At 69.1% G+C, this 26855-nt stretch carries 28 protein-coding genes, 1 tRNA gene and 2 pseudogenes; 10 read left to right on the top strand and 21 right to left on the bottom strand.

Translation table 11 applies throughout. The features are described 5' to 3' along the window. Window positions 1-393 precede the first annotated feature (393 nt). The gene (locus tag AB0M97_RS29540; protein ID WP_365964045.1) at window positions 394-666 is read right to left on the bottom strand and encodes a hypothetical protein; all 273 of its coding nucleotides are present in this window, start codon (window positions 664-666) and stop codon (window positions 394-396) included. A 173-nt stretch (window positions 667-839) separates the two neighbouring features. Here AB0M97_RS29540 and AB0M97_RS29535 point away from each other — a divergent pair, with 173 nt between their 5' ends. After that, entirely contained in the window at window positions 840-1883 is a 1044-nt protein-coding gene (locus AB0M97_RS29535; RefSeq protein ID WP_365964044.1) for a phosphotransferase, read from the top strand. On the opposite strand, the gene AB0M97_RS29530 is transcribed toward AB0M97_RS29535, so the two are convergent. The 11 genes from AB0M97_RS29530 to AB0M97_RS29480 all read right to left on the bottom strand — a co-directional run bounded on the left by AB0M97_RS29530 (window position 1853) and on the right by AB0M97_RS29480 (window position 10033). Then, on the bottom strand, window positions 1853-2914 hold the full coding sequence (locus AB0M97_RS29530; protein ID WP_365964043.1) for a glycosyltransferase family 4 protein: 1062 nt from the start codon (window positions 2912-2914) through the stop codon (window positions 1853-1855). The genes AB0M97_RS29535 and AB0M97_RS29530 overlap by 31 nt on opposite strands. A gap of 7 nt (window positions 2915-2921) precedes the next feature. After that, window positions 2922-3536, bottom strand: coding sequence for a hypothetical protein (locus AB0M97_RS29525; protein ID WP_365964042.1), 615 nt, complete (start codon window positions 3534-3536; stop codon window positions 2922-2924). After that, window positions 3533-4429 carry a PIG-L family deacetylase gene (locus AB0M97_RS29520; protein WP_365964041.1) on the bottom strand — a complete coding sequence of 299 codons (897 nt, stop codon included), beginning with the start codon at window positions 4427-4429 and terminating at the stop codon, window positions 3533-3535. Before AB0M97_RS29520 ends, AB0M97_RS29525 begins: the two co-directional genes overlap by 4 nt. Further along, complete coding sequence (locus AB0M97_RS29515) at window positions 4426-5157, bottom strand: glycosyltransferase (RefSeq protein WP_365964040.1); 732 nt, start codon at window positions 5155-5157, stop codon at window positions 4426-4428. The genes AB0M97_RS29520 and AB0M97_RS29515 overlap by 4 nt, the downstream gene beginning before the upstream one ends. Next, the gene (locus tag AB0M97_RS29510; RefSeq protein WP_365964046.1) at window positions 5154-6017 is read right to left on the bottom strand and encodes an aminoglycoside phosphotransferase family protein; all 864 of its coding nucleotides are present in this window, start codon (window positions 6015-6017) and stop codon (window positions 5154-5156) included. The genes AB0M97_RS29515 and AB0M97_RS29510 overlap by 4 nt, the downstream gene beginning before the upstream one ends. Before the next feature lie 14 nt (window positions 6018-6031). Next, window positions 6032-6919, bottom strand: coding sequence for a glycosyltransferase (locus AB0M97_RS29505; RefSeq protein WP_365964039.1), 888 nt, complete (start codon window positions 6917-6919; stop codon window positions 6032-6034). Window positions 6920-7023: 104 nt separating this feature from the next. Next, window positions 7024-7227 (bottom strand): hypothetical protein, encoded by a 204-nt coding sequence (locus tag AB0M97_RS29500; protein ID WP_201826416.1) that lies wholly within the window; start codon window positions 7225-7227, stop codon window positions 7024-7026. Then, window positions 7227-7433, bottom strand: coding sequence for a hypothetical protein (locus tag AB0M97_RS29495; protein ID WP_365964038.1), 207 nt, complete (start codon window positions 7431-7433; stop codon window positions 7227-7229). Before AB0M97_RS29495 ends, AB0M97_RS29500 begins: the two co-directional genes overlap by 1 nt. Next, entirely contained in the window at window positions 7430-7873 is a 444-nt protein-coding gene (locus tag AB0M97_RS29490) for a recombinase family protein (RefSeq protein ID WP_365964037.1), read from the bottom strand. Before AB0M97_RS29490 ends, AB0M97_RS29495 begins: the two co-directional genes overlap by 4 nt. 188 nt (window positions 7874-8061) lie before the next feature. Next, window positions 8062-9264 carry a helix-turn-helix transcriptional regulator gene (locus AB0M97_RS29485; RefSeq protein ID WP_365964036.1) on the bottom strand — a complete coding sequence of 401 codons (1203 nt, stop codon included), beginning with the start codon at window positions 9262-9264 and terminating at the stop codon, window positions 8062-8064. Window positions 9265-9370: 106 nt separating this feature from the next. Further along, window positions 9371-10033 (bottom strand): HAD-IA family hydrolase, encoded by a 663-nt coding sequence (locus tag AB0M97_RS29480; RefSeq protein ID WP_365964035.1) that lies wholly within the window; start codon window positions 10031-10033, stop codon window positions 9371-9373. 295 nt (window positions 10034-10328) lie between these two features. On the opposite strand from AB0M97_RS29480, the gene AB0M97_RS29475 reads away from it, so the two are divergent. After that, window positions 10329-11768, top strand: a complete 1440-nt coding sequence (locus AB0M97_RS29475) for a hypothetical protein (protein WP_365964034.1) — start codon at window positions 10329-10331, stop codon at window positions 11766-11768. A 123-nt stretch (window positions 11769-11891) separates the two neighbouring features. Here the strand turns inward: AB0M97_RS29475 and AB0M97_RS29470 are convergent, their stop codons facing one another. The 5 genes and pseudogenes from AB0M97_RS29470 to AB0M97_RS29450 all read right to left on the bottom strand — a co-directional run bounded on the left by AB0M97_RS29470 (window position 11892) and on the right by AB0M97_RS29450 (window position 17142). Then, window positions 11892-12281, bottom strand: coding sequence for a hypothetical protein (locus AB0M97_RS29470; RefSeq protein WP_365964033.1), 390 nt, complete (start codon window positions 12279-12281; stop codon window positions 11892-11894). Between the two features lie 311 nt (window positions 12282-12592). Further along, window positions 12593-14325: pseudogene (locus tag AB0M97_RS29465) on the bottom strand (relaxase/mobilization nuclease domain-containing protein). Continuing rightward, the gene (locus AB0M97_RS29460) at window positions 14322-14609 is read right to left on the bottom strand and encodes a mobilization protein (RefSeq protein WP_365964032.1); all 288 of its coding nucleotides are present in this window, start codon (window positions 14607-14609) and stop codon (window positions 14322-14324) included. Before AB0M97_RS29460 ends, AB0M97_RS29465 begins: the two are co-directional and overlap by 4 nt. 988 nt (window positions 14610-15597) lie before the next feature. After that, window positions 15598-16286 (bottom strand): annotated as a pseudogene (locus tag AB0M97_RS29455) (hypothetical protein). 13 nt (window positions 16287-16299) lie between these two features. Next, window positions 16300-17142 carry a helix-turn-helix domain-containing protein gene (locus AB0M97_RS29450; RefSeq protein ID WP_365964031.1) on the bottom strand — a complete coding sequence of 281 codons (843 nt, stop codon included), beginning with the start codon at window positions 17140-17142 and terminating at the stop codon, window positions 16300-16302. 481 nt (window positions 17143-17623) lie between these two features. Between AB0M97_RS29450 and AB0M97_RS29445 the strand changes: the two genes are divergently transcribed. The 5 genes from AB0M97_RS29445 (at window position 17624) to AB0M97_RS29425 (ending at window position 22117) form a co-directional block, all read left to right on the top strand. Continuing rightward, window positions 17624-17881 carry a helix-turn-helix transcriptional regulator gene (locus AB0M97_RS29445; protein ID WP_365964030.1) on the top strand — a complete coding sequence of 86 codons (258 nt, stop codon included), beginning with the start codon at window positions 17624-17626 and terminating at the stop codon, window positions 17879-17881. Between the two features lie 133 nt (window positions 17882-18014). Beyond that, window positions 18015-18227, top strand: a complete 213-nt coding sequence (locus AB0M97_RS29440) for a helix-turn-helix domain-containing protein (protein WP_365964029.1) — start codon at window positions 18015-18017, stop codon at window positions 18225-18227. Then, a complete protein-coding gene (locus AB0M97_RS29435; protein ID WP_365964028.1) occupies window positions 18227-19378 on the top strand; it encodes a site-specific integrase in 1152 nt (383 codons plus the stop codon). Before AB0M97_RS29440 ends, AB0M97_RS29435 begins: the two co-directional genes overlap by 1 nt. A 196-nt stretch (window positions 19379-19574) precedes the next feature. Then, window positions 19575-21641: a GNAT family N-acetyltransferase gene (locus AB0M97_RS29430; protein WP_365964027.1), complete on the top strand. Its 2067-nt coding sequence runs from the start codon at window positions 19575-19577 to the stop codon at window positions 21639-21641. Then, on the top strand, window positions 21638-22117 hold the full coding sequence (locus AB0M97_RS29425; protein WP_365964026.1) for an ASCH domain-containing protein: 480 nt from the start codon (window positions 21638-21640) through the stop codon (window positions 22115-22117). Before AB0M97_RS29430 ends, AB0M97_RS29425 begins: the two co-directional genes overlap by 4 nt. A 58-nt stretch (window positions 22118-22175) precedes the next feature. On the opposite strand, the gene AB0M97_RS29420 is transcribed toward AB0M97_RS29425, so the two are convergent. Next, window positions 22176-22703 (bottom strand): hypothetical protein, encoded by a 528-nt coding sequence (locus AB0M97_RS29420; RefSeq protein ID WP_365964025.1) that lies wholly within the window; start codon window positions 22701-22703, stop codon window positions 22176-22178. Window positions 22704-23231: 528 nt separating this feature from the next. Next, a tRNA-Gly gene (locus tag AB0M97_RS29415) sits at window positions 23232-23305 on the bottom strand. 272 nt (window positions 23306-23577) lie between these two features. Between AB0M97_RS29415 and AB0M97_RS29410 the strand changes: the two genes are divergently transcribed. From AB0M97_RS29410 to AB0M97_RS29400, 3 genes are all read left to right on the top strand, one after another. Continuing rightward, window positions 23578-23745, top strand: a complete 168-nt coding sequence (locus tag AB0M97_RS29410; RefSeq protein WP_365964024.1) for a hypothetical protein — start codon at window positions 23578-23580, stop codon at window positions 23743-23745. Window positions 23746-23870: 125 nt separating this feature from the next. After that, entirely contained in the window at window positions 23871-24446 is a 576-nt protein-coding gene (gene dcd / locus AB0M97_RS29405; protein ID WP_365964023.1) for a dCTP deaminase, read from the top strand. Between the two features lie 28 nt (window positions 24447-24474). Then, window positions 24475-24972, top strand: coding sequence for a phosphoribosyltransferase (locus AB0M97_RS29400; protein WP_365964022.1), 498 nt, complete (start codon window positions 24475-24477; stop codon window positions 24970-24972). A gap of 69 nt (window positions 24973-25041) precedes the next feature. Here AB0M97_RS29400 and AB0M97_RS29395 read toward each other — a convergent pair whose 3' ends face one another. After that, complete coding sequence (locus AB0M97_RS29395; RefSeq protein ID WP_365964021.1) at window positions 25042-26031, bottom strand: Yip1 family protein; 990 nt, start codon at window positions 26029-26031, stop codon at window positions 25042-25044. Window positions 26032-26087: 56 nt separating this feature from the next. Beyond that, on the bottom strand, window positions 26088-26405 hold the full coding sequence (locus tag AB0M97_RS29390) for a hypothetical protein (protein WP_365964020.1): 318 nt from the start codon (window positions 26403-26405) through the stop codon (window positions 26088-26090). Window positions 26406-26855: the final 450 nt, after the last annotated feature.

Raw genomic sequence — 26855 nt, 5'->3', positions numbered from 1 at the left:
TGGACTGGTACAACTACCACCGACCCCACACCGGCATCGGCGGCCACCCACCAGCCAGCCGCGTCACCAACCTGTCCGAACAGCACAGCTAGGGCGTCGACGGGAAGAACTCGGCGACGTACCTGGAGACCACCCGGACCGTCATGACGGAGCCTCCGTTCGTGCTGCACGCGCTGCTGGAGAACGTCCGCTCGCTGGCCGCGCGACGGTAGTCGGTGCGGCGCCTCTTCGGAATGCACAACAAACAAACCCCCAGGCCACTGACCTGGGGGTTTCTTTGCCGCAGCGGTTGATGAGTATCGAACTCGCGCTCTCGGTTGGGAAGCGATGGCACAGTTTGAGTCGGATAGCTCCTGACCTGGGCATACGTGCTGGAGGCGAGCGTCCGCCTTCTTAGCAGCCGCTCTCCTCGCCCTCCAGGTGCCGCATCGCGTACGCCTGCTCTTCCGGATGTCGCGCCAGCCGTGCCATCACCCATGCCGTGCGGCCGTCCATGCCCGGGCCGAACTCAGATGCCAGGCGGCGTGCTCGCCAGGTCGTTCGAGGCGCGAGCGCCCAGCGCGCGAGTGAGAACTGTACGCGGCCGGTGCCGATCGAGGTCCCCTCTGCTGGGTCGGCACGTTTGTCCGGCGAGGAACCGGGGCTGCCCCATGTCGTGTTTGCCACGTGGCGAGTCTCGCCACGCGGTTGGCCTCGTCGGAGCTGATCAGCCCTGCGATCACCGAAAGGAGCGGCCGAGGTCCGCCGCGTTGACGAAGGCGGTGGAAGTGCCGGGAAGAGTTGCAGGCGCCCGGTGATCGTCGTGCTCGGATGGGGTGTGCTCGCGTATCGTCCGTGGGGTGATTGATGCCACCGTGGCGGCCCGAAGCGATATCGCTGACAGTGTGCTCTCAGAGTTGATCGATGCCTACGCTCTAGAGGACGTACGGGAGCGTCGCTATCTCGCTGACGGGCTGATGAACGCGAACTGGAAGCTGGACACCCCGGTCGGGCAGTTCGCTTTGAAGCGGGTCACGGATGTCTCCCTGGAGCGGTTGCAGCGGAATCTCCGGGTGCTGGCGGCCCTCGCCGCCGACGGAGTCCCGGTGAGTGCCCCAGTACCCACGGCCTCGGGGTCGCTGGTGGCGCAGGTCGGAGGTGGCGCCTGGTGCCTGTTCCCGTGGGTGGCCGGCTCACATGTCCGAGGTGTCGACCTCAGCCCGGCCCTGGTGAGTGCGCTGGGCGCGCACCTGGGGCGCCTGCACGTGAGCCTAAGCAGGGCTTGTGGCCGAGGGCTGCTGCCAGGGGTGCCCGAAACGATCATCGCGGACATCACCTCGCCGGAGCGAGCGGTGGCGAAGGCCGAGCGGCTGTCCGTAGCCGTACGCGACAAGGGCACCGGCAGCGACTTCGACCAAGCAGCCGCTGCTGCCTTGGACCACCGGAAGGCCCTCATCTTCAAGCACGCCGATCACCGTCCGCGATCTACGACACCTCAGGGTGACCACGGGTGGACGCATGGCGACGTGCAGTACCGCAATCTGCTCTGGGAAGACGGGGCACTTGCCGCCGTCCTGGACTGGGACCGGATCGCGGTGCGCCCGTACGCGGAAGAGGTCGTACGGACGGCGCAGGTGCAGTTTGGAGTGGGCGGGGTGTTCGACCTGGCGCGGGTGTCTGCCTTCGTCGGCGGGTATCGGTCGGTGGTACCGCTGGAGCCGTCTGCGCTGGTGGACGGTGCTCGTCGGCTGTGGTGGAAGCGGATGACGGACTTCTGGCAGCTGGAGTTCCACTACGACCGCGGTGACTTCTCCTTCGATGAGCTGTTCACCGCGGACGAGGCGCTGCTGCACTGGTGGACTGACCGGCTGGATCAGGTCGAGGACGCGTTCGCCGCAGGGTAGATCCCGAGGCGTTCGAGGTCCGGCAGGCGGGGGCGGGTGAATGCCATCGCTCGTCGCCGCGCCTGCTCCCCCAGGGTGTGGTGGTCAGCGGTGCGTATGGCCTGCGCCCACTCTTCCACGCCGGCCTCGGCGGGAAGCACGATGCCCGCGTCGCCTATGGCTTCCGGGATGCCGCCCCGGTCGCTGCCGACGCTCGGAGTCCCGTGCAGCGCGGCTTCGATGATGACGCGGGGGAAGGCGTCTCCCACCGCGGACGGCACGAGCAGGAGGCGGTGGCTGCGGTAGAGGGGACTCATGTCGTAGACCCTGGGCACATAGGTCACGTTGGGGTAGCCGGCGAACTGCTCGGCGGTGTTCCACCAGCCTTCGACCAGAGTGAAGTGCTGTTCGGGAATGCGACGGATCAGCTGGTGCAGGAGGTCGGCGCCTTTCGGCGGGATCGGGTTGACCATGAGCACGGCATCGGTTCGCCCACGCCGGTGGTGCCCCGGCTCCGACAGTGTGAAGGGCGGGTACAGGACGGACAGCCGCGTGCCGTCGGTCGGAGGCGCTTGCCGGAGAACGAATTCGGAGACGGCCAGACCATGGTGAGGGCTGCCGGAGAGGATCCCGAGTCCCGTCTTGGAGATCGAGTGCAGGATTCCTGCGACGAGGGCGGCGGGCCGGGCTTGAGCGGCGATGTCGGCCGCGCCTTCCTGTGAGGTGAACACCACATCCGGTCGTGCCTGGGTCAGCAGGCTCCGGAGAGCTGTTGTGATCCTCTGCTGCGGTACGGCGAGGCAGTCCACTCCGTTCCAGCTGTAGCGCAGCTCCTCCTGGGATTCCTCGTACGCGGTGTCGTGCTCGTCCAGGAAGGTCCGCATCTGGGCGGTCTGTGGGGCCTGGTCCCAGGGCGCTTGGTAGGAGCCGAGGTAGATGATGCGCCATCCGGCTGCCGCGAGTTCCTCGGCGAGGAGTTGCTGGGTGACCTCGGCTCCGCCGATGAGGAACGGCGGTGGGGTGCGTCGCCACGCGAAGAGGGCTGTGGGCATGAGTCGGTCACCTGGTCCAGTACGTGACGAGGGCCTCCACCGCATGCGCGACCGCATCGGGATTGGTGTCGGCGGGGATGACGGTCACTTCCCTCGACACGGGTGGCTGCCCTGCGGAGACGAAGTAGTCCCGAGCGTGGGCGAGGAACACCGGCTCGTGAAGGAAGTACTCGGACTCGGCCGCCGTGTGCCCGGCCGCCTTGCGTCGCAGGGCCAGCTCTTCGGCCGGCACGTCGAGGTAGAGGGTGTGGTGGGGGCGCAGGAAAGGAAGCTCCTGGAGGCGGTCGCGCAGACGGTGGTGGACGTCGTAGCCGAACAGGGCGTCCAGCGCGTGCGCGTGGGCCAGGAGGGTGTCCACCGAACGGTCCAGGAGGACGACGGGCTTGGCGCTGACGAGTGCCTTGCGCACGCGAGCGCCTTCGATGCCCATGAACGTCTCGAACGCGACGAGCTGTTCGGCTGCGGATGCGGTGCGGGCGGGCGGGATGTCGGCGCGGCGGTCGATGTGCTGGACGTAGCAGTCCGAGACGAAGGCCCGCTCCTCGATGCCGCGCGTGCGCAGGTGGCCAATGACGGTGGACTTCCCGGCGTACGAGGGGCCTTCGAGCGCGATGATCTTCATAGAGACTCCGTCCGGTAGAAGCGTTCCGCGAACATCCCCGTGCCGCTCAGGAGGTCGGCCGCCGTGGTCCATGCGTGCCGGATCGGCCGGTACATCTTCCGGGCAGGGTGCATCTGAGAGCCGTGCATGTGCAGCACCGTGACCTTGTCGAGCACGACGTCGGTGATGTCGACCAGCTCGGGTACGAGCGCGTGGCCGGTACGCGCTCGGAAGAGGTGCTGGTCGCAGCCGGCCAGGGCGTAGGTGGCCCAGAACCCGAGGTCTTCCCAGAACCAGCGGCATCCGAGCCGTACTGCTGCCGCGTGCACGAGGAGATGGTCGGGGTGGCGGGTGACGGCGGCCGGGGCGAGGAGTTCGGCGTCGGGGTGGGCTTCGACGATCTCGCGGAGTTCGTCCGTGATCCGGTCCAGGCGGTCCTGGTCGAAGGGGTGGTATGGGGGCTCGGCGTCCTTGTGGCCGAGGAGGATCCGGTCGGCGGCCAAGGGCGCCAGGGCAGCCGCGCCTTCCCGGCTGCGCAGGTCGGATACGACGGTCTCGGTGCCGTAGGTGTCCTCCAGGGTCGGGTGGACGCTGGTCGAGCGGGTGAACACCGTGGCCACGGTGAGCGGCCGGGGATGGCCCAGGAAGGTTCCGGAGGCGGACAGGGCGAAGTCGTCGTGGTGCGGTTCGATGGCGAGCACCGGGCGGCCGGCCGGGCGCCGCATCTCGATGAAGTAGCGGTGCCCGCTGTGCGGCGCCCTGAGCTCGATGATCTGGCGGTCCTGCGCGCGGTGGCGTTCGGACAGGTGCTCGGTCCACTGGTGGTGGACGTGCATGAGGTCGTCGGGGAAGGTGTAGATCCCCTCCGCATCCGGTACGGGCAGCGTCACGGTCATGGCGGGCTCCGGGGTCATCGGACGGTGGTCTGGTACCAGTGGCGCCACATGCGCGGGGAGTTGAGCCGCAGCCGGGCGGTGACGGGGTTCTGCCACCACAGCATCCGGAGGCTGGACCACTGGTCGTAACGGCGGGTGGAGGGGCGTACGCGCAGCTCGTCGAGGATCACGACCGGTGCGTTCTTGATGCGGCCGTGGGCCGTCAGACGGTGGAAGAACTCGACGTCCTCGCTCATGAACAGGTCGTCGCGGTATCCGCCGACCGCGCGGAATGCTGCTGCGGTGGCGAACTGGGCGACGCCCTGTGCGCCGCCGTGGTTGGTGCGGTAGTAGTCCCAGTAGGCGCACAGCAGTCGTGCGCCGAGCCGCTTGGGTGTGTAGAGGGGTGGGATGGCCCCGCCGGCGGCGCCGTTGTCCATGGCGGTGGCCGCGGCGGTGATCGCCTCCATGGGCAGGGCGACGTCGGCGTCCGTGAAGAAGAGCCTGCGGCCTTCGGCGGCAGCCGCGCCGGTGTTGCGTACCCGGCCGATGTTGCGGACGGTCTCGCTGATCACTCGGACGCCGTAGGAGGCGGCCATGTCGGCGGTGGCGTCGGTGGAGGCGTTGTCCACCACGATCACCTCTCCTCGTTCGCCGCTCGTCTCCTGCCATCGTTCGAGGGAGGCGAGGACGGTGGGGAGGTAGCGGGGCAGGTAGGTGGCTTCGTTGTGGGCTGGAATGACCACCGTCAGTCCAGGGCTGGTCATCGAGGTGTCCCTTCGCTGCGTAGCGTGCGGAAGAGGTGCGGTGTCTGACGGGTCAGGTCGGTCAGGCGGTCCGACCACAAGCGGCGGCTGGTACCGGGCGAGGCGTGGACCCAGCAGCGGGCGGTGTGAACGACCACCCAGGCCGAGAGCCGGGTGTTGTCCAGGGGCGCCGCGTAGGCGTCGAGCAGCGTGCGGCGGTCCCATGGGGTGTGGGCCGCGGTCATGACGAGGGCGTGGGCGACGTCTGCCTCCCGCCGGCCCGGCGCGGCATCGGTGAAGTCGACCAGGTAGCGCGTGCCGCGCGGGCCGGAGAGGACGACGTTTTCGAAGTGGATGTCGCCGTGGCACCACACGCTGGGTGCTCGCTCCGGCGTGTCGGCGATGACGGCGAGGGCGGGGCCGATCCGGTTCAGCAGGTCGGGTGGGCAGCGGCGGGCCAGGGAGGAGACCGAGTCGAAGAACGGGCGGCGGGGCACCGTCTGCTCGACCGGTGCTCGGTGCAAGCGAGCGAGAAGGCCACCGAGGTCTTTGAGGGCTTGGGCATGTGGGATGTCACCGGAGCGCACGGTGGCACCCAGGGTGTGTCCGCCGAGGTCAGAGGTGATGAGCGCGGTGGCCCCCTCGCTGGAGATGGTGCCGCTGCCGAGCACCTGCGGGACAGGCACAGCGACACCAGCCGCACGGATGGCGGCGGCCTCGGTCAGCGCGTTGCGGCGAGCAGTGTGGTCGTACAGCTTCACGATCACGCTGTGGCCGTCGCGGAGGCCGACCCGGAACACGGCCGTCCGGGAGGCCGCCGACAAGCGCTCCGCGGTCCGGGCGGGTGTTCCGAGCAGGGTGCTGCACGCGCGGGAGACCATCGCGGGCGGCGCGCTCATCGAAGCCCCGCCGGCTCGGGATGTGCGGCGCCCAGCGCGCGGACGTGCCGCAGGGCCCGCTTCAGGACAGTGCGGTACTCCCGCACGTCGTCCGTATCGGGACAGTCCGTCTGCCAAGGTTTCTCCGGGCCGACGAAGTGGATGAGGCGGGCGGCCGGATCCGGTCGCAGGGGGCGGGTGACGACGCGGCGTACCCAGTCACTGCGTTCGAGGTACCGGCCCACCTCGAACCGGTTGTACGCGGCGTCGACCGCCCGCACGCGGCCGGCGTGGAGGAGCCACAGGTTCAGGGCGTCTTGGTCGTTGTGGAGGATGTGCTGCCGATGTCTGCCCAGGGCCTGCTCGACACCGTGGCGAATACGCGGCAGATCGGCGGTGTGAGCCCACAGGAGACCGGCGTTGTAGTAGGGGCGGTCCCTCAGACGCGGCCAGCGTTCCGCGGCGCCCGGTAGGGCCGGGCAGCGGCCGACTGCCGGGTTGAACTCGTCGCGTACGGCGCCGACCTCGCCGGGGCGGAGAGCGTCGAGCGGGGCGGTCAGGTCGCCGCGGACCAGGACGTCGGCGTCCACGTAGATCAGGTACGGGCGGCGGACGAACTCAGGAGCGAACTCGAAGCGCAGATAGGTGGTGACCGTGATGTACGAGGTGTCCACCATCCGCGCGGAGCGCAGCGGGGAGCGGCGGGCCAGGGCAAAGGAGCCGAAGCCGACCCGTTTGGCGAGGTGGGCCAGGAGCTGCACCTGGGGCGCTCCGAGGTCGAAGGTGAGGAAGCGCAGCGCTGCCGCCTTGCGGGCGCGGGGGCTGAGGCTGTCCGCCAGGGAAGTGATCGTGGCGAGGCCGGGGGTGAGGTAGTGCCGGTCGATGCAGATGCCGAATGCGTACACGGCGGGTCCGCCTTCCGGGCGTGGTCTGGGGAAGTGATCTGGTGATGAGCTGTGAGCCGTCAGCGCCCGCCCAGCGGCTGAGCTGGCAGCGAAGCGCAGGGGGGCTAGAACGCGCGGTCGGCCTCGTCCGGGCTGGCGTCCGGTTGGCTGACCGTCGGCCGCTGGCTGGTGGCGAGGTCCTGATGGTCGTTGGTAATCAGCGTGCCGAGCGTGACTGCGGCAGCGAGGTGGCCGGTGAACCACACGCCGACGCAGAACCGCTCGACGGAATCAACGGCCCCGCCACGGGGCTTGTGGCGGCTGCGCATCAGATGGTCTTCTCTCGGCTCAGGCGGTCTGCGCGCGTCTCGATGACGTCGAGGGTGCCGGGCTCGTCCGTCTCCCACTCAGTCGTGGGGCTGCCCGACTCCGGACGCAGGACCCAGTCGGTGCCCTGCCTGATGTCGGTGACGATGGCATGACGTCCGTTTGCGTCCTCGACCAGGTCACCGACCTCCGCCCGTGCCCGGGTCACGAGGCGGCTCCCGGCACGAGGTCGCCCCACAGCCACCAGCCCGAGGAGGCTTCGAGGAGGATGCGGCGGCGTTCGTGCTGCGCCGGCGTCTGGCGGGCCGGCGGTGACGTCGCCTCGGCGAGGAAGCCGCCCCGGTCACGGATGAGGACGCCGAGCGCAGCGAACTGACCGGCGTCTTCGGCGAGGTGGGTGATTCTGGCGACGACGATGCCGCGGATCAGACCGGAGGACAGTGCGCTCGTGACGGCCGCCCAAGCCGGGCGGGCGTCCAAGGGCGTGCTCGGGTCGTCATCGGACCAGGTGCCGGCCACATGCCAGTGCCGGGCGTCGGCGTAATGGCGTGCACGCCGCTCGGCCTCGCGGATAGCGGCCGACTCGGCCGCACAGGAGTAGACGGCGACCGGCACGTGCCCGATGCCGCCGGATGGGGATTTCGGCATGCGCTCAGCGTGCTGTCGATCCTGTGCGCGGGACAGGCACGGCTCGTGGCGGCGCCGGCAAGTCGCGTGGCGCTGGGCTGCCATGTCCCGTGCTGCTGCGCTGTCGTCCTGCGGCAGGACTGCCATGGAGCGTGGCAGTGGGCCTGATGGCGGCTTCCGGGGCTGCTACGGGGCGTGGCGGTGGGCAGTCAGCGGACGGCGAGGGGTACACCGGCTGCGTGGGCGAGCCCGCGGAGCCGCGCGACGGACACGCCGGCGAGGCGAGAGATGATCACTCCGGGCAGCATTTGGTGCCGTACCCACCCCGGCGCCATGCCGCAGACTTTTTCCAGGGTGTCGGCAGCCTGGTCCCACCGACGGCACTCCACGTGCGTCAACGCCACGTCGAGGCCGTACCGGGCCCGAGTGGCGAGGGGCACCGTGTCGTCCAGTTGGATCGTGTCCATGAGTCTGAGCGCACCGCCGGTGTCGCCGAGGGCTACGGCGATGCTCATCGCCTGGGTGGCGGCGTAGAGCGGCCCGAAGGGTTGGGCATGCCGCCCACGAGCATGCTCCGCGCCGAGGCGGGCGCCGACGGCATGCGCCTGCGAGAGGTACTCCCGCGCGGTATCCGGCGAGGCGCCACCCCGGGACGCGGCTACAGCAGCATTCGTGACGAGCTGCCCGTACACCGACAGCCGGTCCGGATCGTGCTCGGACATCTTCGGCTCGATCCGGTCGGCCTGCGCGGCGGCGAGCGCGAAGCCCTGTACGGTCCGCCCGTCACGGAGATTCACCCACGCCGTTGTGGCGGCGAGGTGGGCATCCCGAAGATCGTCGCCGGCCTGTACGGCGATCTGCCGACCGTAGGTGAGCGCCGCATAGGCCAGGTCCCGCGAACCCCACACGTTCGCGGCCATCCCGGCAGTCTGGAAGACATCGGCCAGGACGCCGGCCGCGGCCTCCCGCTCGTCGGCTTCCGCCACGTCGTATCGGGTGCGGGCTTCGGGCAGCAAGGCGCCGAGCAGCGCACCGAGTTCGGTGTAGCGGCCCGCCCAGTAGGCCGTGTCAGCGCGCCGAACGACACCACGGAGCTCGCCGACGGTGCCCGGCTCGGTATCGGTGGGGATGCCGATCGCGGCATCGTGCGTGGCAGCGGACAGTGCGCGCAGTGCTGCGCGCTCGTCACGGTCCATGGCGCGACGGGGCGCTTGCTGGCCGAGAAGGACGGCGATGTCCGTCCCGAGGGCGGAGGCGATGGACAGAAGCGAAGGAAGGGAAGCGGTGCCGCCCCGTTCCAGCTTCCGCACGACACCCACGGAAACGTTGGCGGCTTCTGCCAACTGCTCCTGTGTCATGGGGCCGCGCAGCCTCTTGATGCGTTCAGCGGTGCTGTACTCGGACCACTGCATGGCAGCAACTCCTCCCCGACCGGCCAGGCACGGACCGTACCCACTGCCTTACGACCGGCAACACCCATGGGTACCACCTGCACAGTGAGTTGGCTGGAAGTCGCCGCTAGACGGAAAGCGCGGCGCTCACTCCGAGCAGTGCCTCAAGCTCGGCCACTGTTGTGGATTCATCCGTCGCCAGGACGGTAGTGATGCCCAGGGCTTCGGCAGGTGGCAGATTCCGAGGGTGGTCATCGACGAACACGCACGCCTGCGCAGGAAGCCCGAGACGCTCCAACGTCAGCTCATAGATGGCAGGGTCGGGCTTCGCGATGCGGACCTGCTCGGAGATGACGTGAACATCGAACAGGCCCCAAATGCCTGCCTGCTCATACGGGTTGAAGGGGTTCATGCCGAAGCTGTTCGACAGGAGAGCGAGACGGTACCCCGCGCCCTTGGCAGCTCGTGCGAGCGCGGCCATGCGCCGAGCTGGGGGCACCGCGGCCCAGGCGCGCCCCATCAGGTTGTCCGGTGCGACATGCGCACCGAGAAGAGCCGCAGTGCGCCTGTTCCACTCCGCCTGATCGATCTCACCCACTTCCAGCGCCGCATACAACCGCCGGCCTTCAGGGTGGTCATTGAGAGTGGCACGCCATGCTTCTGGGGGCAGCCCTTCCGACTCGCACCAAACGCGGTGCACGGAACGCGGATCAGCGGTCAACACCCCCGCGAAGTCCAGGATGAGCCCATGCTCGGCTTGACGGTCCGTGGTACCCATGGGCTGCGGCATGCGGCGTGCTCCCTCTCCCTTGGCCTCACAGAGACGCTACCGCGCACCGAGAACGCGGACGCCGCCAAGCCTTGCACTTCGTCCGACGACTCCGGCCCCACCCAGGCGTTCCATGGCCGTGCTCCAAGCTGGAGGGGTGTACGCACGCCACCGGCCGGAGGTCGTTCAAGCACGCCGCCACCGGTCCGGTGCGTCACTTTGCAGGGCGCCCAATCACCCTTTCGTACTTCCGAAAACGACCACTGGCGTGTCCGGCATGAGAGATCATCTGATGACATGAGTCAGAGTGAGTCGCATGGGTAAGCGCCAACGCCGTCGCCAGCGGGAACAGGCGAAGAAGAAGCTGACTGCCCCATCCCCGCTGATCATCGAGTTCCCACCCGGCGAGCCCCGCATTCGCGCCGTCATCAAGGCCGACTGTCCCAAGCAGGCACAGGAAGTTGCTGCCCAGTACTGGGAGATCACTGAGGAGGGCACCTGGGCCCGCACGGTGGGGAGCATTGGTGACCAGCAATGGGTTGCAGCGACGGCCACGTCCGTCTCCCACGCCGTTCTGCTCAAGTCGCTCTGTCGGAACTGTGATGAACCCATCCGAGTCACCAACCGGTCGTGGGCCGTCAAGGTCGGCGGCAAGTACCTGGACCGGCTCAACGAAAGGTACCTCTGTCCAGAGTGCAGCGACGTCCAGCGGCAGGACGAGGAACGTGAGCGCGAGCGGAGACTGCAGGCGGCGCGCGTCGAGAGGGAACGGGAGAAGCTGAAGGCCGAGGAAGAGGCGCGGACTATCGCCGCAGCCCTCGTCGACGAAGAGGCGAAGGACGGATCAACGAGCCGTCTGCCCTACGGCCGTCCGACTGCTCTCGCCCTGTACCTGGTCCTGGTTAATCACGCCGCCTACAACCCTGGCAAGCCCCTGCCCAGCATGGCCGACCTGGGCTCGCTCGGATGGACAGGCGACACAGAAAGGGACACAGAGGCCCTTCTCGATTTGTACCGTGCCCACCTGGTCGCCATCGCCTCGGAGACGCCGAGGAAGGCATTCGACGTCTCCGAGGAGGACGGCGAACTCCGCTTCTTCGGCCTGGAGGTGAAGTGGCGCCTGGTAGGCGGAAGCCCGACGGCCACAGCCAACGCGCGGGCTGTCAGGGCACACTTCATGACCGCTCCCGGCCAGGAAGCTCACGACGACCGGCAGGCACTGGCCGAGCTCGTCGACCGCATGGAGATCATCAACGTCATCTCCTACCTCGACGGGCTTCTGACCAAGAAGTACGACTACCCCGCCGTGCCTGAAGGCCGGCGCCAGGAACTGGCCGACATCGTCAGGAAGGGATTCGCGGCGGGATACACGTCGGGGCAGATGATCTGCTTCGCCTGGCGGGCAGCGGACTCGGCGGCGGCTTGGAAAGAGCGCAACGCGCACATGGGCCCGCCCGAGGCGTCCTCTGGTGCGGTCACCATCCTCAACAACAAGATCGACACCGCGATCGAGGTCCACCATGCCATCCCGGAGTACGACCCGCCGCGCTGGCACCAACAGCCGCCTGCGCTGGCAGTGCTCAGGCAGTTGAATGCTGAGGTCAAGCGAGTGCGGGACCGCTCCGTGATCAGCGCCTGCCCCCAGTGTGACCACCAGGGGCTGCGCGAGACGGACACGGGGGCCATGGTCCGCTGTATTCACACGGCGACCGTCCCTGAGAAGCCTGAGCCACAGGAGGATCCGGCCGAAGCCTGATCAGCGCAGACACGTCTGGGGCCGCTGCCGAAGCGGTGCCGCAGGGTTTTGTGCAGCCTGGCGGGCGTCTGCTGCCTGGGCCCGGGTGGGCGAGGCTTCTTGGCAGCCACTCCAGTGGGGCTGTCAGTCCTGTTCGTGCAGGTAGCGGTATCGGAAGGGGTCTGGCGCGCGGAGGGCTTCGACCAGGCGCCCGCATTCGGCGTAGTCCTCGTCGGTCATGAGGGCGTAGACATTGCTGGGCAGGGTGCCGTCGGGGAGCGGGTCGACGTACTTCGTGCACATGTTGACGAGGGCTTGCTGCAGGGCCCGGTGTTCGTGCACCAAGTCGTTCGCCAGCCGCTTCTGCGCGATCGCGGCGTCTATCTCTTCCTGGGTGCTGGTGTAGATGAGGCCGTGTTCGGCAGGGGTGAACGGGCTGCCGTCGCGGCGGTACAGGAGATCGGGGTCGCGGCGGAAGGTGTCCCATTCGGTGAGGAGGACAACGACGTCGGGGCGAAGGGAGAGTTCGGGCATGGGTGATTCCTTGTGTAGTGCCGTGAGATCGGTTTGTGCTGGGTGGGCGGCTCGGGGGCGTGCGGGCAGGTGGTGCTCGGGGCATGACGTGAAGGTGCCTTGGTCGAGACGGTGTGGGTCGCGAGGGTGAGGGCCCTCGCGTTGGCGTGTTTGTCGGACGCGAGCCGGCGGCAGGCGCGGCGCGGGCTCGACTGCGGTGGGGAGACGGCGCCAAGGACGTGGCGGGGGGCGTCTGGACACCAAATGCTCCGGAGGATCCCCGGTCTCCGTAACCGGGGATCCTCGGCTACCTTCCGCCTGCGCTTGTCCGGTCAGCGCCGACGGGCGGTGCCGTTCGCTGCCCCGTTCGTGGGTTGTGCGGTGGGCGCAGAGGAGGGGGCGCGGTGCTTGTCTCGGGTGGTCGTGTCCTGGGGGATTTCCGGCGCGGCGGGCAGGTGGGCGCTGCGTCGCAGCCGCCAGACGAGGACATCGCTGATCGAGATCGCGGTGTCGAGCTCGCGCCGCCGGGCAGCGTCGGCCAGCAGTGCCGCCGGGTCATTGCCGCCTCTGCGGGCGTCGTCGAGGGTGGCGGCCAGGGCGGGCCAGCCGGGCTCCGTCTGGACCCGTGCGGCCAGGTCCGGCAGCACTTGGTGCAGGAGGTCGGCTTGCTGCTGGCGAACACGCGGGACCAGGCGTTGGCCTCGCTGGCGGAGGACGGTCATGGGCTGATCTGCGGCGACTTGGTAGGCGGCGCGCAGGTGTTCGGCCGCCTGCTGGGCGGCTGCGGCCTGCTGGCCGTGGTGTTTCCTCGCGTGCCAGTTCGCCGCGGTGATGGCGAGGAAGAAGGCCATGTCGATGAGCATGGCGGTGGTGGCGCCGTCTTCGCCGCGGCCCAGAGCGGGTCCGCTGTGGACGAGGTCGCGGGCGGCCTGGCGCAGAACGCGGTCATGCCCACGTACAGCCTTCACGTGGGAGCGGCTGGCCCGCTCGAACACGAAGGCCGCCTCGCGCAGCTCAGCGCGGGTGTGGGCGGCGGAGGTCTTGGCCAGCGCGTCCAGGACCTCACCCGCCGCAGCGATCTGGGCCGCTGCTGCACTGTCGTCACCGTGGTCGATGATCAGCAGGGCCTGCCAGGTAGCGGCGGTGGCCCGGCGTCGCGCGAACGCGGGACCTGTCACGTCCGGCAGGGCCGGCTGCTCCGCCCGTGAGCCGTCCGCCGAAGCGGCCTCCGCGGGAAGCGTCCAGCGTTCGCGGATGCGGGGCAGGGACAGATCGGGTGCGAGCGTGGAGCCCGCGTAGTACACCGGCTCCTTCTCGCCGTTGCGGTCATCGGGGAGCGCGACCTTGTAGCCGAGCAGGTCGCCGGAGGGCGCGATGCGCTTGCGGATCAGCAGACCGGCGGAGGCCAACCGGTCGAAGAACTCCTCCTCGCTCGTCGCGCCGGCCACCGCGCGCCGTACGGTCTCCCGCAGCTCCTCCCGCGCCGGACGCTCCCTGCCTTGCCGCTCGGCCTTATGCCGCTCCGCGCTGGTGGCCCGCTTGGCGGCGGTGCCGTCCCCGGGCGCGACCTGGTGCAGGCCGAGTTCCTTTTCGATCAGCCGACACTCGGCCTGGGCACGTTTACCGGAGCGGTGGTGGTCGGGGCGACGGCCGTCCTCGCGGATGAGGGTGGCGATGATGTGGATGTGGTCGTCGGCATGGCGGACGGCGGCCCAGCGGCAGCGGCGCCATCACCAGGGTCGATGCCGGTGGCGGCGACCATGCGACGGGCGATGTCGCCCCACTGTTCGTCGGACAGGATCGGGTCGTCGGGCGCGGCGCGCACCGAGCAGTGCCAGACGTGTCTGTCGGGACGCTGGCTCGCGTCGAGCAGGGACAGCGTTTGGTCGAGGAGGCGCTGGAGGTCCCTCTTCGTGACCGAGGGGTCGCGGCCGGGGTCGGGAGCCATACCGTCGAAGGAAGCGACCAGGTGCGGGTCGATGTGCTCCTCATGGGTGCCCTTGCCGTACAGATAGTGCAGGAGCCCGAGGGCGTTGCTGCCCTGCTGGTGGATCCGGGGGATCAAGCCGCTTGCCCCTCCTGCCCGTTGGCGACCCTTTCGGCTGCCCGCTGGACGGCCTGTGCGGCACGCTGAAGGTCGGCGAGGGCGGCGGCGAAGTGCGGTGCGCTGGCACCAGAGTTGAGTGCCTTGACCGCCTGGTTGACGTTGCTGCCCGCCCAGCCGAGCTGACGGCGCACACCGAACAGGGCAGTCAGGATGTCCCGCTCGGTGGCGATGGCCGCTGCGGTGCGGGACTGGTCGCGGGCAGCGGCCAGGGCGGAGTGGGCCAGGAACCCTGCCACGCTCATGCCGACGTGGTCGGCTCCGGACTGGATGACGGCGAGTTCTAGCTCGTTGAGGCGGACGCTGTGAGCGGGGCGCTGCTTCTTGTCACGCGGACGCGACTTCCCCTTCCTGGCCTTGCCCTTGCGGCTGGCCTTGCCTGGCTGCGGTCCACCCTCGGTCGCAGCCTTCCCGTCCGGTGCCCCCTGGTGCCGGACAGGCCCCGCCACCCCCGGGGCGGGGTCGGGTCCGGGCGCTCCCCCCGCGGGGGAGTGTCCGAACCTCCAACTTGCTGCGCGGTTGTCTGGGGCGATGGAAGTCTCCTGCCGGTTGGTGTGTTCGTGGCGTCGGTCGTGCACGAGTGGTTCTCCAGGGTGTACTCGGAAAGGGGAGCTGAGCCGCTGGGGCGTCGACCGACGGCGGACGAGTGCCGTGGCCGGAGCAATTCGGCGGCTGTGGGACGAGATCTGACCAAGGCAACCGAGGTCGGCGCTGTCGGGCCTGGGGCTATGGCTGCAGAGAGCACAACGGGGACCGGTCCCCGTTGCGCTGCGGTGCACGGTCCCCAAACGCTTGGGGACGGGGATGCGACGCTCATCGGGGACGGCCCCCCTGACACGTCGTCACGGGGACCGTCCCGTTCCCTGCACGGTCGCGGTCCCCGAGGGGGACCGGAATGGGCTGCTGCGGGGACGGTCCCCCTCGCTGGGGACGCTCTGGGGACCGGCACGAAACCCCATCTGAGCTGCAGTTTCCTCGGGGACCGGTTCCCTCTCGGTCCCCAGTGTGCCGTCGTCACCGTCTCCGCGATGCGGTCCCCGCGCGCCACCGTCCCCGCCATGAGGTGATCGTGATCGCGGGGACCGTCGGGGACCGAGGTTCGGTCCCCGAACTTCGCGGGCTCGGTCCCCGGGACGCGGTCGTCAGGATGTCCTCGTCGAATCGCGTGCGGCTCGTCCGGGACCGATCGGTCGTAGGACGGAGCAGCTGCGAGAGGAGCGAGGCGGGGCTGCGTCATGCAGCGCGCTGTCGGTCGAGCCGGGCGGTGGCGAGATCGATGCGCGACGGGTGGGGAGTCGCACGTACGGCGTTGCCCCTGGCGGTGCCGTCAGGGTTCGTCCGCCGTTGACGGCACGGGGCACCCGCAGGTGCGTGGCACCACTCGCATCGGACGCTGAGCGCGTCGGGGACGCCGCTGGTGTCGGCAGCTTCGCGCGCGGCGCTGGTCGGACGGTAGCGGGCCAGCTCGGCGCGGACGGTCGGCGGGCTGCACGACCCGATCTCGCGCAAGCGCTCCTCGACGTCACGGGGCTGGCCACCGCTGACGATCTGCCGGTACGTCGAAGGAGCGGCCAGACCGGCGGCGACAGCGTCGCGGGACCGGAGCAGCTCGGCACGCCAGGCGGCCGGATCGTCCGGGTCGGCAGCCGGTGTGGGGTCCGTGTGCCGGGCGAGGCGGTCGCGTCGGTGGCGTGCCACTTGCGGGCGACGTCCACCGGGAGGATCGGGTACGGCGAGTCGAGGATGTGGGACCGTATCGCCTCGCGGACGTCCCAGCCGTGGGCGGTGGCGAAGGGCACGTCGTACAGCAGCTCCTGCCACTGGGCGATCTGGTCACGGGCCTCGCCCGGACCGGTGCGGATGGTGCGCGGGTCCAGGCGGCCGACGTAGGCGAGGACGGCGGCGATTTCGTTGCGCTCCAGGGGTGGTTACTCCTTACGATCCGGTCGGTTCGTCGAGGGCGGCGAGCAGGGCGGCCATGTGCGCCTCGGAGCGCGTCATGCCGCTGGTCGAGGTGGGCGGGCCGCCGGGCAGGGCGTAGAGGTTGGGGCGGCCAGGGGTGGGGGTGCGCTCGCGGGCGATCCACGAGCGCCAGTCGGCAGCCCAGGCAGCAGCGGTGCGGGAATCCCAGGTGGCCCGATAGGTACGCCACTTCTCGTCGGCGGCGTGCAGGGCGTGCTCGCCGAGTCGGGCGAGGTGGCCGTGGTCCTGCAGCCAGGCCCGGGCGTCGTCGTCGATCTGCCAGTCGGTGGCGGAGATGAGCGGGGCAGAGCTGCTGCTGTTACTACCGTTCACCTTCGGTTCTCTTCTGTTCTGGGGGTCGGAATCCGCACCCCCTGAGGGTCTGAATCCGGCCCCCCTGGGGGTCGCATTCCGTACCGGGGGATCAGATTCCGGCCCCCCGTCGAAGGAGTCGGCAGGGTCGGATTCCGGGCCCCCGTGGGTCGGATTCTGACCCCCCGGGAGGGTCAGATCCTGATCCCCCTCGGCAGCCTGTTCGGCGAGGAACCGGGCAGCGCCCGGCAGGTGGTAGTACATCTCTCCCCGTGGCCCCTTGCGCCCGGGGAGTGGGACCAGCTCCCCGCCGGCGATCAGCTTGGCCAGTGCGTCACGCACCGCGGTACGGGAGGCGTTCGCGCGCTTCATGAGGGTGGGCACGGACGCGTACGCGATGCAGCGCCGGTCGATGCACCGGTCGGCGATCAGAGCGAGGACCAGGCGGGCGGTGCCTTTGCTGTGGCTGTTGTTCCACACCCATTCGCGGGCGTCGTGGCTCATGAGGCGGCGGCTCCTAGGAAAGGGCGGGGAGGTGCGGGCGGCCCTCGACGGGCGGTGCACAGGGAGGGGGTGGCACACAGCCCCGGCCCGAAGGCGCGGGGGAGGCTGGTGGCGTCGTATGGCCAAGACAGCCACATCCATGCCGCACAAGTCCAGCATTCCGCCGAGAAATCAGACAGCTGACGGCGAACGCTTACGGCGAGCGAGGGACCAAAACTATAAACCGGAATCGCCGGTTGCCGAAATAATGCCCCGTCAGATGAAGCCAGAAGCATCACATCGAGAACCCGTTGACTCCCGCTGTGAGCGCAAGCTACAACACAACATCCCACGTCAGATCATGTTTCTGGGCTGGCGAAGATACCGCCAACCGGATGCTCGAAACCCAGCCCGCAGGCAGGTCCCGGCCGCTGCGCCGGGCGCAACATAGCCGACGATCGCCGGTTAACCAAACCGGCGATTGGAAGCTACAAATGGAGCTATGGCAGCACGATCCCTGGAAATCGGTCCGGCCGGAATACGAACCGCCCGCACCATCGAAATCCTCCGCACCGAACGCGGCCTCGCCCAGCGCGAGCTCGCCGCCCGCGCCACCGCCCTCGGCCGCCCGATGTCCAACACGATGCTGTCCCGCATCGAACGCGCCCAGCGCCGCTGCGACATCGACGACCTCGTCGCCCTCGCCCAGGCCCTCCGGGTCTCGCCCCTGGTACTTCTCCACGGGCTTCAAGCCGCATAGGCCCCGCCTGCCACTGGCCCGGACTGCTGCCCCAAACCGCTTCCCCGAGTAAAGGACGCATCGCCCTTGCGCCGACCTGCAATGCTCCCTGCCCACCCCCACTCTCAGTGCACCGCGAAGGAGGTGATTGTGAATGGCTGACCGCCTCCTGACCGTGGCCGAAGCCGGCGAACTGCTTGGCACGGGTGAGCGCTTCGTTCGCCGCTTGATCGCCGAGCGCCGCATCCGCTACGTCAAGCTGGGCCGCCCGGTGCGCATCCCCGAGAGCGCGGTCGCCGAGTACGTCGACGCACGTACCGTCGAGCCGGTCCGCCGCAGCCGTGCCCGCTACGGGAAGGCGGCCTGATGGCGGGACGCAAGCCGCAGCGGCGGCGCGAGTTCGGCACGGTACGGCGGCTCCCCTCTGGGCGGTGGCAGGCCCGCTACATCGGCCCCGACGGTCAGCGGTACACCGCACCGGAGACGTTCGAGACCAGGTCCGGCGCCCAGGACTGGCTCAACCTGGTCCGCGCCGATATCGAGCGCAACACCTGGCTCAACCCGGACGCCGGCGCGGTCAACTTCGAGAAGTACGCACTGCGTTGGATGGAGGAGCGCAGCCTGGCCCCGACCACGGTCGACCGCTACGGCGGTCTGCTGCGCGGGCACATCCTGCCGACGTTCGGCGGCAAGGACCTGGACGAGGTCACCCCGCCTGCCGTCCGCACGTGGCGGGCCGAGCGCCTGAAGGCGACCGGCGCCACCACGGTCGCCAAGTCGTACCGGCTGCTGAAGGCGATCTTTCAGACGGCGGTGGACGACGACCTCCTGCGCACCAACCCGTGCCGCATCAAGGGCGCAGGCAAGGAGGAGGCCGACGAGCGCCCCACCGCCACCGTCGAGCAGGTCTTCGACCTGGCCGACGCCATGGGCCCGCGCTGGCGCCTGATGGTCCTGCTGGGTGCCTTCGCCTCCCTCCGTCCGGAGGAGCTGGCCGAACTGCGCCGTCACAGTGTCGATCTCGACGAATGCTCGCTGCGTGTCACGCACGCGTCCCCTGAGCTGACGAACGGCAGGCGGGTCACCGGCGACCCCAAGTCTCGCGCGGGCAAGCGCACCGTGTACCTGCCCGACTTCATGCTCCCGGAGCTGCGCCGGCACTTGCAGTGGTTCGCGGAGAAGGAGCCGGACGGCCTCCTCTTCGTCGGCGAGAAGGGCGCCCCCTTCCGCCGCTCGACCTTCGGCCGCAAGTGGCGCAAGGCGAGGACCAAGGTCGGGATGCCGGGCAACTTCCGCTTCTACGACCTCCGGCACACCGGCAATACCCTCGCCGCCGACACTGGCGCCAAGCTGAAGGACCTCATGGTCCGCGCCGGCCAGTCCTCGGGGCGGGCCCAGCTGATCTATCAGCACTCGACGGCGAAGCATCAGCGCAAGCTTGCCCAGGGAATTGATGCCGAAGTGCGGCAGCAGCTCGGCGAGTCATCCGCTGGCCAACGGCGCTCCCGGGAGGCATGAAGACCTGTGGACCGCGGCTCGGCCGGAGATCCTCTCTGGCCGGGCCAGGCCGCCTGCCTTGCCTAGTAACGGCCTCTACAGCACCGTGCGCCCCTCGTGCCCCCTTTGGGGACGGCCGTGATTGAGATCAGCTTTCCCCGTATGTGCTGTCAGGGGAGCAGTGGTCGGCAACGGCTGACCAAGTGGAGGGGGAGCAATGGCGATCAAGTTGGTGTTGGTCTCGCCTGGACAGAAGGAGCTGATCGACAAGGCGGTGGCGCTCGGTGATCGTTACACCAAGACGCTGGGGTTGCTGACACCGCCTGCTTACCGCAAACACGCGGAGGACGGTGGCCTGCTGGTAGCCGTTGAAGCGGATGAGGTGATCGGGTACTCATTGTTCGGGCTGCCGAAGAGGAGCGCGCACGTACGCCTTGCCCACCTGTGCGTGGCGGAAGAGCAGCGCGGCAGGGGTATTGCGCGCATGCTGGTTGACGAGATCAAGGGGCGGTACCCACAGCGGCTCGGCATCAAGGCCAAGTGCCGGCGGGACTACGACCTCAGCGCAATGTGGCGGAGCCTGGGCTTCGTGCCGCACGGCGAAGTTCGAGGGCGCGGTCGGGACGGCGAAATCCTCGACGGATGGTGGCTGGACCTCGGGCATCCGGACCTGTTCGCCGAAGTGGAGAGCGACGCGCTGCTGGTGGTGACAGTCGACCACGGCGTATTCACCGATCTGCGCGGCCTCGCCGACACGGCCGAGGCTGAGGAGTCCCGTGCGCTGGAGGCGGGCTGGATGACGGATCTCGTCGAGCTCGCCTACACACCTCAGCTCGTCCACGAGATCCGGGACCTCACAGACACGGCCGAGCGCCAGCACCAGCGGGCGGCCCTCACCGGCCTGCGCAAGCTGTCCCCCATCCCGGCCGCTGTAGACGAGCGAAGCGCTGAACTGCTCCAGGCCGCCACGCAGGCGCTGCCCGACCTGACCGTCGACGCAGAGCTACGGCGCTGTTTGCAGTACATAGCCGAGACGTCGTGTGCCGGATTGCAAGTCCTGGCGACGCGAGACCCGTTGCTTGCCCGCTTGGCCGACGTAGCGTGGGAGGTTGCCCGCGTCCGCGTCGTATCACCGGCCACGGTGACTCTGCACGTGGACGAGCTGCGACAGGCTCAGATGTACCGTCCCGCCGATCTGATGGGCACGGAGTTCAGGTCCAGCGAGGTGGCGCCGGGCGCGGAGGACGAACTGGTCGCGTTCTTCCACCAGTCGGGTCACGACGACGGCTCGGCCTTTGCCGAGCGGCTGCGCTCTCTGAACAAGGGGACGGTCGCATGGCACCGTGAGCTGCTTCGCGACGGCGAGGGCCGCCCCGTCGCCCTTTATGCATGGGCCCTGGACGGACGAACTCTGATCGTCCCCGTCCTCCGCACGGCCGGCCACCCACTGGAAGAGACACTGGCACGACAACTCCTCTTCTTGCTCAAGCGCCTGGGGCGCGACTACGGCGCCGAGATCATCTGCATCAGCGATCCCCACCCCTCCGAGGTCGCCAAGGCCGCGGCAGGGGATGACGGGTACTTCGAGCACGACGGCAGACTCGTCGCCCTCCTGGTGAACGTGTGCGGGACGGCCGCTGAGGTGGAGGCCGTGGCCGGTGAGCTCGCCCGCGAGCTGACCGTGGAGACGACCACGCTCAGGGCTGGAATGCCGGCCGAGGTGACTGCCGTGGTGGAGCGAGCATGGTGGCCGGCGAAGGTCATTGACTCGGAGCTGCCGTCCTTCCTGGTGCCCATCAAACCCCGCTGGTCGACCGAGCTGTTCAATGTCCCCGCCATGCTCGTTCCGCGGAGTGACGTCCTGGGCATCAGCCGGGAGCACGTCTACTACCGCTCCTCCGGTCGTCGTGGGGAGAGTGTCCCCGCGCGCCTGCTCTGGTACGTCAGCGAGGGCAAGTCCGCAGTCGAAGGCCAAATGGTGGTGGGCAGTTCGCGACTCGACGAGGTGCTCATCGACACACCGGACACCCTCTTCTCGAAATTCGAACACCTGGGCGTATATGGTCGGGCTGAGGTTCAAGAAGCCGCTGACGCCTCCGGCCATGCCATGGCGCTGAGGTTCTCGGACACCGAGATCTTCCCCAAGCCGGTGACGCTGCGGCGATTGACCTCGCTGGCCAGGGAGCTGGGACTACCGTGGTCGTCGAACTCGCTGATCTCGCTATCGAAGATCAGCAACGAGCTGTTCCAGGCGATCTACAAAGAGGGGCACCGAACGACGTGAGCGATCCGGAACGCGCGATGCTGCTGTCCGTCCACCCGCGCTTCGCCACCGCGATCCTGGCCGGCAGCAAGACGGTGGAGGTCCGCCGCCAACGCGTCGCCGCGCCTCCCGGAACGCCAGTTCTCCTCTACGCGACCGCGCCCACCATGGCCCTGGTGGGCATGGCGCGCATCGCCTCAGTCCACGTGGCTTCCCCCAGCGAGGTCTGGTCGGCGCATCGTGCCCAGACAGGGATCACCCGACGCGAGTACGACGCTTACATGAGCGGCGCTGCCCAGGCCAGCGGTCTCACGCTGGAAGATCCCGTGTCTTTCGACAAGCCCGTGCCGCTCAGCGCGCTGCGCGCCAGGGGTGCCTTCCATCCTCCGCAGAGCTACCGCTATATGAAGAGCGACGATCTCCGGCAGGTGGCCGAAGCCGGCCCTGTTGTGGGCACTGCCCTTCGCGAGGCGCTGGGTGGCCTAGTGCCCGCGTAGCGAGAGCAGGTGAACGATACGGCGCGGTCATCCGCGCCGATCGGTTGACTCACCTGGGTCAGGCGAAGAGCAACGTCGCCCACTGGCTCCCAGGAACGACGCCGCCGTGGTGGGAGCACGCTCCTTGCTGTCCGATGGACGTAGAGGGCCACCCGTCCAGGCAGTGCGCGGGTGCGGGCATCACCACGCGGCTGACTTCTGTAGGCGCCTGCCGTATACGGGAGGCTTGGCTTATGTAGAGATCGCTGAAGCACTCCCGGTGATCGAGCACGACTTGCGCGGCCTGCCCGGCGAGGTCGCGCTTTTCGCTGTACGCCGTCGCGATGTCCGACTCTGTGGCCGACGTAGCGTCAATGTCTCCGAGGCCGTCAGGGAAATCGAGGCCGAGTTGCAGGTGGACAACGCTCGGGTCGGTGGTCGGCACAAGAGGAACCTGTACCGCCTGCGCTTTGTCGCTCAACCTGCGTGCCTTGGTTCGGAGCGGCTTGCATGCGGCCTCGTGCTGCTCGTCCGTCCAGGAGTCCCAGGCGCAGGAGCCCAGGCCGACCAGCAAGGCGAGGGTGACGACGCCGAGGCCGACGTGCATCCTCCGCCGTTCTCGTTCGGCCCGCAGTCTTGCCCTCTCGGCTCGGGCTTCTGCCTCCGCCTTTGCCGCTTCGCGCTCGGCCCGTGTCGCGTGATGACGGCAGCCCCGGCCGATTTCTTGGGGGAGCTTGCACGGCGTCCCTTTCTGCGTGGAGCGCCCGCACCGCGGCGCTGGTCGGCGTCTTCGAGAGCGGCTGTACCTGCGGGACATGTCGCGCATTGTGAACCACCAGCTCGCATGGCCGGGGCAGAACGGTCGAAGCAGGGCTTGCGACGTCGAGGCTCGGCGCCATCCTGCAAGTCGCACTTTGCGACGGTGACTTGTTCACCATTTGCTCAACCTGTGACCGGGATCACTCAAAATGCGTCTCGCTATTCGAGACGCCCAGGCGTAACTGAGGCCGAGTCGGCGCCCCAGGGTCCTCTGAGTAGTCATTTGGCCTGCACTTAGGGCATGCAGAGGGCACGCCACCCTCAAATTGGACTAGACAACAAACAAACCCCAGGCCATTGACCTGGGGTTTCATCATGGAGCGGGTGACGAGAATCGAACTCGCGCTCTCAGCTTGGGAAGCTGATGTTCTACCATTAAACTACACCCGCGTAAGACGCCGGTGGGAACCGGTGTCCGGACGCCTGGTCACTTTACCTCATGTCGGGCCCGCTGTGCTCGAGCCGGCGGGTCCGCCTGCGTTTCCGGGGCGGGACCGGCGCTGCGGCGCGCGGGAGTTGGGGCGTACCGTGAGGGCGTGTGAGAGGGTGCGTGCGGGCCGGAGTGCCGCCTGGAGAGTCGTCCCTTTGATCCCGTAGTGTGGCTTTTGTCGTCAGGGCAGTAAGCCAGACGCGGCTCTTGGGGAAGGGACTTAAGGGACTTGATGGAGCGCACCGTCGTCCGTTGTGCCGAGGGGCACGTGTTCACCACCGCTTCGTTCCCGATGCAGCAGGCCGAGCGGCTCGGCCCCGGCCGGCTGATGCGGTGCCCGCGTTGCGCGCGGCTCCGCAACGCCGTGCCGGTCAGCCTCGAGAAGCATCAGATGCATTAGAAGCATCAGAAGCAGTACTGGGTGTCGCCGCATCACCAGCGGTAGACCGCATCACCAGCGGTAACCCCGGCGCGTGGAGTCGTCACGATTGTGGTCGCTCCGCGCGCCTTGCGTATCCTCGGGGCGTGCTTCTCTCTGACAAGGACATCCGGGCCGAGATCGACGCCGGACGGGTGCGTATCGATCCCTACGACGACTCCATGGTGCAGCCGTCCAGCATCGACGTACGCCTCGACCGCTACTTCCGGGTGTTCGAGAACCACCGGTACCCGCACATCGATCCGTCCGTCGAGCAGGCGGATCTCACGCGGCTGGTGGAGCCCGAGGGGGACGAACCGTTCATCCTGCATCCCGGGGAGTTCGTCCTCGCCAGCACCTACGAGGTCATCACGCTGCCCGACGATCTCGCCTCGCGGCTGGAGGGCAAGAGCTCGCTCGGGCGGCTCGGGCTGGTCACCCACTCCACGGCCGGGTTCATCGACCCCGGGTTCTCCGGGCACGTCACCCTGGAGCTGTCGAACCTCGCCACGCTTCCCATCAAGCTGTGGCCCGGCATGAAGATCGGCCAGCTGTGCATGTTCCGGCTCAGCTCACCGGCCGAGCACCCGTACGGCAGTGAGCGGTACGGGTCCCGCTACCAGGGGCAGCGGGGGCCGACCGCCTCCCGCTCCTACCTCAACTTCCACCGCACCCAGGTATGAGCCGGCACGACGGGAGCAGGACGCACGCATGAGCGCCGCACGGGAGAACCTGACCTACGAGCAGTTCGGCACGGCGGTGCGCGAGCTCGCGCAGACCATCGCCGACGACGGGTACGTGCCGGACGTCGTCCTGTCCATCGCCCGCGGCGGCGTCTTCGTCGCCGGCGGCCTCGCCTACGCCCTCGCCTGCAAGAACCTCCACCTGGTCAACGTCGAGTTCTACACCGGCGTCGGCGAGACGCTGGAGATGCCCGTCATGCTCGCGCCCGTCCCGAACGCCATCGACTTCACCGACAAGAAGGTGCTGATCGCGGACGACGTCGCCGACACCGGCAAGACGCTCAAGCTGGTCCACGACTTCTGCGTCGAGCACGTCGCCGAGGTCCGCTCCGCCGTCATCTACGAGAAGTCGCAGTCCCTCGTGAAGTGCGAGTACGTCTGGAAGCGCACCGACGACTGGATCAACTTCCCGTGGTCCGTGCTGCCGCCCGTGGTGCGCAGGGACGGGCAGGTTCTCGACGCCTGAGGTTCCTGGGGAGAGACGGAAAAGGGCTCCCCGTGCGATACGGGGAGCCCTGTGCCGTATGGCGTCGTCCTAGAACGTGCCCAGCTTCACGATCGACAGCAGTGCGATCAGCTGGATCGCGCTCGCTCCCAGGGCCTTCGGCCACGGCAGGTCGTGGGAGCGGCCGACCATCAGGGTCAGCAGGGCGCCCGCCGCGATCCAGGTGGCCCAGCCGAGGGCCTGGACGAGGGTCGCGTCGCCGCCGAAGAACATCGCCACGATCAGCCGCGGGGCGTCCGTGAGGGACATGATCAGCATGGACAGGCCGACCGTCGGCTGCCAGGCGCCGTCGCCGCCGAGCTGACGGGCCAGGGTGTGGGTGACCACGCCCAGCACGAACGCGCTCAGCACCATCGCGACGGCCGTCGTCAGCACGATCGGGATCGCGTTCGACAGGGTGGCGTTGATGGCGTCCTCGCGGGCGCCGTCGAAGCCGAAGACCGCGAGCAGGCCGTAGAGGAACGACACGACGAGGGCCGGGCCCCACATCGAGTAGTCCCGCATCCTCAGGAACGTCTGCTGGGGCGAGAGCACGATGCCCTTCAGCAGTTCCTTCCAGTGCAGGCGCGGGCCGACCGGGCCGGGCGGCGGTGCGGCGGCGCCGGCGCGGTAGGTACCGCCCTGGGTGTACGGGTCCTCGCCGAGGGCGAAGGCCTGGGTGTGACCGGGGTTGTTCGCGGCGTACGGGTCGTGCGCCCCGCCCTGCGGGTAGCCGCCGTCGCCGAAGTACTCCGGCTCGCCGTGCCCGCCGTGCCCGCCGCCCTGGGGCGGCCAGGGGGCGCCGCCGCCTCCGTACTGCTGCTGTTGCGGGTACGGCGGCTGCGCCGGGGGATAGCCGTACGACGGTCCCGGCGGCGTCTGCTGTCCGTACGGGGGGTTCTGCGGTCGCGCGTGAGGAGCGCCGTTGTCCCGGCCGCGTCCGATCCTGAATCCAGCCACGCCTTCGAACGTACCTGGTTCCGCTGAGTGGCGCGGCGGGCCCCGGCATCCGGGCCCGGCTTTGCTGCCGAGCTGTGACATCCCCTAGGGGATGCCTGACGGGTCTGCCGGATGGACAGACCCGCCTTCCGCCCGCCTCAGCCCGCCAGTACGTCGCCGAAGTACGCGTCGCCCGCCGGGCCGCCCACCGTGGCCGCCCCGAAGGACGTCGCGCCGGTGCCGTAGAGCACGACGAGCCGGCCGGCCCCGGTCCTGCCGTTCACGTGGGCGCGCTGCGCCGAGAAGGTGACGTGGCCCTTTCCGCCGCCGTTGGAGTCGGCCCGCGCGACGTGCGTGGCGTCCGCGCCGGTGGCGGTCACGGCCGTGAAGGTGAGTAGAGCGCCCGTCGGCGCGGCAGCGGTGGCCGACGCGAGGGGGAGCCGCAGGTGCTTGTGCGCGCGGGTCTCCCGCGGCATGGGGGGTGCCTGGCGAGCATCCCCCAGGCGATGTGGCGCCGGGCAGCCCGCATTCGCCAGGGTTCGCCCCGGGTCCACCGGCAGGTCGGCGATCAGGAGACCGTCGCCGTGACAGAAGGCTTGTACGGGGGTCCCGCGAATCCCCGGGGCGCCTGTGCGGGCTTCAGCCGGCCGGCCCGGGGGCCCTCGCGGCCCTCGGGCGGCGGCCCGGGGCGCCTTCCCGGCCCTCGGCGGGCCAACGCGTCAGAGAAACGGCACCCCCCGGTCCCTGAAGTCCCGAGGGGTGCCGAAAGAGGCGTGCGCCGCCGTTACTTGACCGGCTCGGTCTCCGGTTCGCTTTCGGCTTCTGCCGCCTCCGTGGGGGGTTCTTGTCCGGTGGGGGTTTTGACGGAGTCGAGGAGGAGTTGGGCGACGTCGACGACCTGGATGGTGTCCTTGGCCCGGCCGTCG

The sequence above is a fragment of the Streptomyces sp. NPDC051207 genome (genome assembly GCF_040682395.1).
GTDB lineage: Bacteria > Actinomycetota > Actinomycetes > Streptomycetales > Streptomycetaceae > Streptomyces.
The sequence above is the reverse complement of the archived record's forward strand: the minus strand, read 5'-3'. Positions and strand labels throughout refer to the sequence as shown.

Bases quoted from the DNA above. Each gene is read 5' to 3' on its own strand.
- AB0M97_RS29530 (WP_365964043.1), bottom strand. From the start codon at position 2,914: ATGCCCACAGCCCTCTTCGCGTGGCGACGCACCCCACCGCCGTTCCTC.
- AB0M97_RS29510 (WP_365964046.1), bottom strand. From the start codon at position 6,017: ATGGTCTCCCGCGCGTGCAGCACCCTGCTCGGAACACCCGCCCGGACC.
- AB0M97_RS29520 (WP_365964041.1), bottom strand. From the start codon at position 4,429: ATGACCCCGGAGCCCGCCATGACCGTGACGCTGCCCGTACCGGATGCG.
- AB0M97_RS29500 (WP_201826416.1), bottom strand. From the start codon at position 7,227: ATGCGCAGCCGCCACAAGCCCCGTGGCGGGGCCGTTGATTCCGTCGAG.
- AB0M97_RS29470 (WP_365964033.1), bottom strand. From the start codon at position 12,281: ATGCCCGAACTCTCCCTTCGCCCCGACGTCGTTGTCCTCCTCACCGAA.
- AB0M97_RS29475 (WP_365964034.1), top strand. From the start codon at position 10,329: ATGGGTAAGCGCCAACGCCGTCGCCAGCGGGAACAGGCGAAGAAGAAG.
- AB0M97_RS29460 (WP_365964032.1), bottom strand. From the start codon at position 14,609: ATGAGCGTGGCAGGGTTCCTGGCCCACTCCGCCCTGGCCGCTGCCCGC.
- AB0M97_RS29395 (WP_365964021.1), bottom strand. From the start codon at position 26,031: ATGTCACAGCTCGGCAGCAAAGCCGGGCCCGGATGCCGGGGCCCGCCG.
- AB0M97_RS29410 (WP_365964024.1), top strand. From the start codon at position 23,578: ATGGAGCGCACCGTCGTCCGTTGTGCCGAGGGGCACGTGTTCACCACC.
- AB0M97_RS29430 (WP_365964027.1), top strand. From the start codon at position 19,575: ATGGCGATCAAGTTGGTGTTGGTCTCGCCTGGACAGAAGGAGCTGATC.
- AB0M97_RS29515 (WP_365964040.1), bottom strand. From the start codon at position 5,157: ATGACCAGCCCTGGACTGACGGTGGTCATTCCAGCCCACAACGAAGCC.
- AB0M97_RS29445 (WP_365964030.1), top strand. From the start codon at position 17,624: ATGGCAGCACGATCCCTGGAAATCGGTCCGGCCGGAATACGAACCGCC.
- AB0M97_RS29480 (WP_365964035.1), bottom strand. From the start codon at position 10,033: ATGCCGCAGCCCATGGGTACCACGGACCGTCAAGCCGAGCATGGGCTC.
- AB0M97_RS29435 (WP_365964028.1), top strand. From the start codon at position 18,227: ATGGCGGGACGCAAGCCGCAGCGGCGGCGCGAGTTCGGCACGGTACGG.
- AB0M97_RS29485 (WP_365964036.1), bottom strand. From the start codon at position 9,264: ATGCAGTGGTCCGAGTACAGCACCGCTGAACGCATCAAGAGGCTGCGC.
- AB0M97_RS29440 (WP_365964029.1), top strand. From the start codon at position 18,015: ATGGCTGACCGCCTCCTGACCGTGGCCGAAGCCGGCGAACTGCTTGGC.
- AB0M97_RS29450 (WP_365964031.1), bottom strand. From the start codon at position 17,142: ATGAGCCACGACGCCCGCGAATGGGTGTGGAACAACAGCCACAGCAAA.
- AB0M97_RS29420 (WP_365964025.1), bottom strand. From the start codon at position 22,703: ATGCACGTCGGCCTCGGCGTCGTCACCCTCGCCTTGCTGGTCGGCCTG.
- AB0M97_RS29490 (WP_365964037.1), bottom strand. From the start codon at position 7,873: ATGCCGAAATCCCCATCCGGCGGCATCGGGCACGTGCCGGTCGCCGTC.
- AB0M97_RS29525 (WP_365964042.1), bottom strand. From the start codon at position 3,536: ATGAAGATCATCGCGCTCGAAGGCCCCTCGTACGCCGGGAAGTCCACC.
- AB0M97_RS29390 (WP_365964020.1), bottom strand. From the start codon at position 26,405: ATGCCGCGGGAGACCCGCGCGCACAAGCACCTGCGGCTCCCCCTCGCG.
- AB0M97_RS29400 (WP_365964022.1), top strand. From the start codon at position 24,475: ATGAGCGCCGCACGGGAGAACCTGACCTACGAGCAGTTCGGCACGGCG.